We start from the raw sequence: 606 nt of genomic DNA on the forward strand, positions 1-606 counted from the left end.
AGCAAGGAATAGCAATGGTCTGGTAGACCGTTGCCCGCAGCGCAAGACGGAAGGCTTCGCTTGCAGAGATTTGCTCTGCATATGCTCGCTATGCCTGCATCAATATCCAATGTTAATGCGTTAAAGGATTTTTTATTGTGGAAGGTTTAGCTCAAGGAGATAATAGGTTAATCCTTATTCTATGATGTATTAAGTTTAAATAAGACTTATACAAAAGTTTTTCTGATAATATAATTGCAAGAGAATGAGTTCTTCTATGAGTATTATACGAGAAGGTCTCAGCATAGGGTCCTAGTGTATCTATTAGTGACAAAGGCCGGAGTTGCCTCTACTATCGTTTAAAAAGTTGCTATCAGCTGTGGCATACTCAAATTAATTACTGATCGAGAATAACGCACTAACACTATGTAGCAGTAAGTTAAATTAACGGATAAAAGTAGATAAAAGCATATGGCCTCTAGTCAATAAAGATGCCGAAGGGCTGTAATTGCTGAATATATTAGTGGTTAACACAATAAATTTCCAAAATCCCTTGACGCCCGCTTCAAACTGCGTATAATACGCCCCTATTGGAACGGCGCTACTTTGAGTGAGATAGCTACTATT

At 38.3% G+C, this 606-nt stretch carries 1 protein-coding gene; it reads right to left on the minus strand.

Annotated elements, in window-relative coordinates; all coding sequences use genetic code 11:
* Nucleotides 1-423: 423 nt before the first annotated feature.
* On the minus strand, nucleotides 424-606 hold a 183-nt coding region (locus AAEY88_RS12570; protein WP_350562918.1), incomplete at its 5' end, for a hypothetical protein.

The organism is Psychrobacter sp. CAL346-MNA-CIBAN-0220 (genome assembly GCF_040309805.1).
GTDB lineage: Bacteria > Pseudomonadota > Gammaproteobacteria > Pseudomonadales > Moraxellaceae > Psychrobacter.